We start from the raw sequence: 6000 nt of genomic DNA, 5'->3' as shown, positions 1-6000 counted from the left end.
TTATATCTATTGGTTACTTTTTATTTATAGTAATAAGAAATAAAAAACAAATGGCATGTTTTGTTTTTGTTGTTCTTATTTTTTCATCCATGTTAAGTCAAATTCCTACAATAAAAGATAGAATATCCCAAACAAAGAATGAAATAGCCTTAATACAAGCTGGAAACCTGAAGTCATCTTTAGGTTTAAGGATTCAAATGTGGGAAGCGGCTACTTATGTGGTAACGAAAGAGCCCATAGTCGGAGTAGGGAAAGAGCACTACACTATAAAATCAGAGCTTGCTAAAGATCATATAATTGATCCAAGAATTGTGAAGTTTAGTCATTACCATAATGGTTATATTGATGTCCTTGTTAAGTCAGGGCTAGTAGGGTTAGCTTTCATAGTTATTTTATTATCTTACCCATTATATATTTGGAATAAACACAGGAATAAAGAGTACTTTCCGAGTTTATCACTAGGATTATTATATATCATACCATCACTTACAAATGTACCACTTAATAATTTACATTTGGTTTTTTTCTTTATGATTATATCTTGGATATATAGTTCCAATCAATTAAATGCAACTGAGTTAAATCACAGGAATCCGCAATGACACTACAAGTAAATGATCAAAGTATTGCAATTATCGGCTTAGGGTACGTAGGTCTCCCTTTAGCAGTCGAATTTGGAAAGGTTAGAAAAACTATTGGTTTTGATATCAATGACAGACGAGTAACCGAACTAAAAGAAGGTGTAGATCATACCCAAGAGTGCTCAAAAGAAGAGCTCTTATCAGCGGAGCAGCTATCTTTTACTTCTAACGTCAAAAATATTAGTCAGTGCAATATCTATATTGTTACCGTTCCAACTCCGATTGATGAACATAAGCAACCTGATTTATCTCCTTTAATCAAAGCATCTGAGACGATAGGAAAGGTCCTAAAAACAGGGGATATCGTTATATATGAGTCGACGGTCTACCCTGGAGCAACAGAAGAGGTTTGTATTCCTGTTTTAGAGGCATCTTCTAAGCTCACTTTTAACCAAGATTTTTATGCTGGTTACTCTCCAGAACGAATTAACCCTGGAGACAAAGAACATAGAGTAATTAACATTAAGAAAGTTACATCAGGGTCTACGCCTGAAGTAGCAGGTACCGTTGACAAATTATATAAAGAAATAATCATCGCTGGGACTCATAAGGCGTCGTCAATAAAAGTTGCGGAAGCAGCCAAAGTTATTGAAAATACACAGAGAGATCTCAATATAGCCCTAATTAATGAGTTAGCATTAATTTTCAACAAGCTAAATATTGATACTGAAGAAGTATTAAAGGCAGCCGGAACGAAATGGAACTTCCTACCATTTAGACCCGGCCTTGTTGGTGGGCATTGTATCGGTGTTGACCCATACTATTTAACACATAAAGCGCAAGCTGTCGGCTATCACCCAGAAGTAATATTAGCTGGACGTAGAATAAATGATGGTATGGGAGCTTATGTAGCCTCTCAATTAGTTAAAGCTCTTTTAAAGAAACGCATTCAAGTTAATGGAGCTAAAATATTAATTATGGGGTTAACTTTCAAAGAAAACTGCCCAGATCTTCGTAATACTCGAATCGTAGATATTATAAAAGAGCTTGCCGAATACAATATAGAAATGGATATCTTCGACCCTTGGGTAGACCCCACAGAGGCTAGTCATGAGTACGGCTTATCCGTTATATCTCAACGGCCTGTAGAAAAATACGATGGCGTTATTATCGCTGTTGCTCATCAACAATTTCAGAGCATGTCACAAGAAGAATATCGCGCTTTAACTAAAGAAGAGTCGATTATATATGACTTAAAGTATGTTTTAAGCAGCGACTTTGCTGATATTCGTTTATAAACAGAGCAGGTAGACTATGTCAAAATATCAACAGGTACAAAAAGAATTACTCAATGAACCTAAGACTTGGTTGATTACCGGGGTGGCTGGCTTCATTGGCTCAAACCTATTGGAAAAACTTCTTAAATTAAATCAAAAGGTTGTTGGGTTAGATAATTTTGCCACGGGTCATCAACATAACTTGGATGAAGTTCAGAATATAGTAACAGATCAGCAATGGGCTAACTTTATGTTCATCGAAGGTGATATTCGAGAACCAAGCGTATGCAATAGATCAGTAAAAAATGTTGATTATGTACTACACCAAGCAGCTCTTGGTTCTGTTCCCCGTTCAATAAATGACCCTTTAACAACAAATGCCACAAACATTGATGGTTTCTTAAATATGTTAGATGCAGCAAAAAATGAGGGAGTGAAAAGCTTCACTTATGCTGCGTCTAGTTCAACTTACGGCGACCATCCAGGCCTTCCTAAAGTAGAAGACCGAATAGGCAATCCATTATCGCCTTATGCTGTTACCAAGTATGTCAATGAGCTCTATGCTTCTGTCTATGCTCGTACATATGGCTTTAAGTGTATTGGATTAAGGTATTTTAATGTCTTTGGCCAGCGTCAAGACCCGCAAGGCGCCTACGCTGCAGTAATACCTAAATGGACAGCTGCTATGATCGAAAAGGAAAACATTTTTATTAATGGTGATGGTGAGACAAGTCGTGACTTCTGTTTCATTGAAAATACTGTTCAAATGAATATCTTGGCTGCAACCGCTTCCGATGATGTCAAAAACGAAGTCTATAATGTAGCCGTAGGTGACCGAACTACACTTAATTCCTTATTTGACTCGATAAAAGAAACACTGTTAGAAAATGATGTTGAATACTCATCAGAGCCAACATATCGTGATTTTAGAGTAGGAGATGTACGACATTCTCAAGCAGATATATCAAAAGCTGAAAGCAACCTGGGGTATCAACCTGAGTTCAACATCCAGCAAGGTATCCAAAAAGCAATGCCTTGGTACGTCGGTTTTTTACGATAAGTCGTCAACTGAAACTTGAGAGCAAGATGAAAGAATTTGTTGTATATAAAGCACTATTTGGATCATACGATAAGATCGAGCCGATTAACTCAGAGCTCGTACAAAATAATACCGATTATTATGTAATCTCTGATATTAAGCTGGATCTGCCTGCACCCTGGAGGCTTATCCAAGTCGAGCGTAAATTTGATTCGTACGCGGTAGAAAACCGCTTTTACAAAATGAACGGTTTAGATTGGTTCAAAAGCTATCAATATTCAATTTATCTCGATGCTAACATTAACTTTACTGGTAGTTTAGATCACTTACTAGAAACTCTCGATACGGACAAAGATATCTACGCCTTTACTCATCCAAAGAGAAGTAATGTTGCGGATGAATTCAAGGCGTGCCTTATTTATAACAAAATTACTATCCCAGAGTATTTGGAGTCAAAAAAAGGGAGCTATCAACCATTCAAAGATACTCAGGCTGGAATGTTTGAATGTGGAATTCTGATTCGAAACCCAAACTCAGATGCTTTAAATTGTGCAATGAAGGAATGGTTTGAGTTATTTGAGAACCATATCCGCCGAGATCAGCTTTATTTCCCATTTGTTATTGGAAAATATAAGGTTAATATTGGATCTTTAGGTATTAGTAACATTCGAAGTGATTCCGAATACTTTTCAATAAAAGCACACACCCATAGAACTCGCTGGGTTGATAGAAAAAAAGTACTTCTGTACAAAAAGCTCAATAAATTGTTTAAATGGCTATAAAGAAAGGCACCCTAAGTGCCTTTCTTTTAACTTCTCGCTCGGTAGTGCGTACCTGATACATAAGCGTGAGTAAACTCTTTGAAATCAATTTTCGATTCTTTACCAAAGATTACTTTAAAAAAACTACTAAGCATATGCTTTAAGTAAAGCGTAAAACCATTAATTACTGGTTTGTAATGTCTCAAGCGCAGTGCTGTTGTACAACTTCGTTCCTTTTTCCGAAATTCTCTTACCTTATCAGACTCTTTTTCATAACGAGATAATGAGTGGGAAAAACTACTAATCACCCTGAAAGGAACTTCTTGTGAGAGTCGGTTTAGGCGAAGAAAAAAAGTAGTATCAACACCATAAAAAAAGAATTTTTCATCAAAAATAGTACCTTCCTGCTGTTTCATTAGTTCAGCAACCTTAGAGCCAAGTACAGTCCCGCTGCCAATCGCACTAATACGTACACGGTTAGTAAATTGGCTAGGCTCTAACACCATTTTCTTATTGATACGCGGCCCTTTAACTTCATCATTCATACGAATGATAGGAATGCATACCTCATCACTCTTCGCCGAAAGTACATCCTTCAAATAATCATCGTTAAGTATAGAATCATCATCAAGGATCACATACTTATCTGACTTAACAGAACCCGCAAACTGATTGTATACCTTAGCCAGTGACCGGTTTTCTAATGTTTCAACAATTGAAACGCTAAAACCCAGTTTTTCAAAATTCGAGACGGCTTGGTTCATCAATAATTTCGGTCCATTATTCCAAATCGTCAACTGACAACGAGCAAAAGAAAGCTTGCTATCAAGTAATTGATTTAGAGTATTCGAGTTCTGAATTTCTTTATTGTAGAGCAGAACTAAAAAACTTGCTTTGTATGGTGAATTCACCGAATCATTGGACATCATTATCGACTCTCAATCTCTATTGGGATTGCATAATCCATAGCAAGCTTATAAGCTTATACACTTATAAGGCTTAACTTTTTAACTATTTTGGCTTGCAATAATATGTCATTTTTCATGGATGCGCTATGTTAGCCCGCACTTTCTATACCTTAGTTCTACTCTTACTAGCTCCTATGCTCCTAATCGGTTTATACAAAAATAAGCCAAACAAGCCTAGCTTTGGTGCTCGCTGGAAAGAACATTTTGGCTTTACTCCCAAACTCAAACACGTAAAACATCCAGTCTGGATTCATGCGGTCTCTGTTGGTGAATCGATTCTTGCCTGTAACATAGTTAAAGAGATAAAACAGAAATCTCCTGAATTGCCCATTTTAGTAACAACCACAACCAGCACAGGTGCTGAGCAAATTGCTAAACTCGGCGATTTGGTCGAGCATCGCTATATGCCTATCGACTTTAACTTTGCAATACGTCGATTCCTCAAAGTAGTCCAGCCAAATCAGTTAATTATTATTGAAACCGAGCTTTGGCCAAACACCCTTCATCAAGTCGATAAGCAAGGTATAGATATATCAGTTATTAATGCTCGATTATCTGAAAGATCTTGTTGTAACTATGCCAAGGTTCAAGCTTTGTTTAACTCAATAAACCTTTCGGTAACACGCTGGCTATGTCAATCGGATGCGGATGCGCAGCGATTTATTCGTCTGGGAGTAAGCCCAGAAAAAATTCACGTGACGGGCTCGATTAAATTTGAGATCAAAATAGAAGAGACTGTAGAGCAACAAGGCCAATCACTAAAAAAATCGTTTGGCGCTCAACGTCCTATTTGGATTGCAGCAAGCACTCATAAAGGTGAAGATGAGCAAGTATTAAAGGCTCATAAAAACATACTTTTACGACACCCTAATGCACTGCTTATCTTAGTTCCTCGTCATCCTGAGCGTTTTGATTCAGTATTTGAGCTTTGCCAAATACAAAATCTCAATACAATCCGAAGAACTGCTAACCAACCAGTTGAAAATTCAACACAGATCTATCTCGCAGATACTATGGGAGAAATGTTAAAATTACTTAAAGCTTCAGATGTTTGTTTTATGGGTGGCAGCTTAAGTGGGAAAAAAGTCGGTGGCCACAACGTGCTAGAACCTGCAGCTCTTAATATACCGACTATTACGGGACCAAGTTTTTTCAATTTCAAAGAAATTACTGAAACACTAATTGTACAAAAAGGTATTTTGATTTGCCAAGACAGCAATCAGCTCGCAGAGCAAGTTAATGAACTGTTCACCACCCCAGTAAAAGGCGATCAACTTGCACAAAACGCCTATCGGTTAGTTGAAAAAAATCGTGGGGCACTCAGCCAAACTATCAATCTGTTACAAAAGTAGTAAGCTGGTACAATAACTATTA

The 6000-nt window shown here is 37.2% G+C and carries 6 protein-coding genes; 5 read left to right on the top strand and 1 reads right to left on the bottom strand.

Annotated elements, in window-relative coordinates:
- The 4 genes from AB4323_RS02230 to AB4323_RS02215 form a co-directional block, all read left to right on the top strand.
- A partial coding sequence (locus AB4323_RS02230; RefSeq protein WP_372151506.1) for an O-antigen ligase family protein occupies positions 1–602 on the top strand: 602 nt, incomplete at its 5' end.
- Positions 599–1879 (top strand): Vi polysaccharide biosynthesis UDP-N-acetylglucosamine C-6 dehydrogenase TviB, encoded by a 1281-nt coding sequence (gene tviB, locus AB4323_RS02225; RefSeq protein ID WP_372151504.1) that lies wholly within the window; start codon positions 599–601, stop codon positions 1877–1879. The genes AB4323_RS02230 and tviB, both read left to right, overlap by 4 nt.
- A 16-nt stretch (positions 1880–1895) precedes the next feature.
- A complete protein-coding gene (locus AB4323_RS02220) occupies positions 1896–2918 on the top strand; it encodes an NAD-dependent epimerase/dehydratase family protein (protein WP_372151502.1) in 1023 nt (340 codons plus the stop codon).
- 26 nt (positions 2919–2944) lie between these two features.
- Positions 2945–3679 (top strand): glycosyltransferase domain-containing protein, encoded by a 735-nt coding sequence (locus AB4323_RS02215; protein ID WP_372151500.1) that lies wholly within the window; start codon positions 2945–2947, stop codon positions 3677–3679.
- A 26-nt stretch (positions 3680–3705) separates the two neighbouring features.
- Here the strand turns inward: AB4323_RS02215 and AB4323_RS02210 are convergent, their stop codons facing one another.
- A complete protein-coding gene (locus tag AB4323_RS02210) occupies positions 3706–4587 on the bottom strand; it encodes a hypothetical protein (RefSeq protein WP_372151498.1) in 882 nt (293 codons plus the stop codon).
- 125 nt (positions 4588–4712) lie between these two features.
- On the opposite strand from AB4323_RS02210, the gene waaA reads away from it, so the two are divergent.
- Positions 4713–5978: a lipid IV(A) 3-deoxy-D-manno-octulosonic acid transferase gene (gene waaA, locus AB4323_RS02205; RefSeq protein ID WP_372151496.1), complete on the top strand. Its 1266-nt coding sequence runs from the start codon at positions 4713–4715 to the stop codon at positions 5976–5978.
- Positions 5979–6000: the final 22 nt, after the last annotated feature.

This window comes from Vibrio sp. 10N.261.52.C11, assembly GCF_041471405.1.
GTDB lineage: Bacteria > Pseudomonadota > Gammaproteobacteria > Enterobacterales > Vibrionaceae > Vibrio > Vibrio crassostreae_C.
This window is presented reverse-complemented; position numbering and strand designations above follow the sequence as displayed.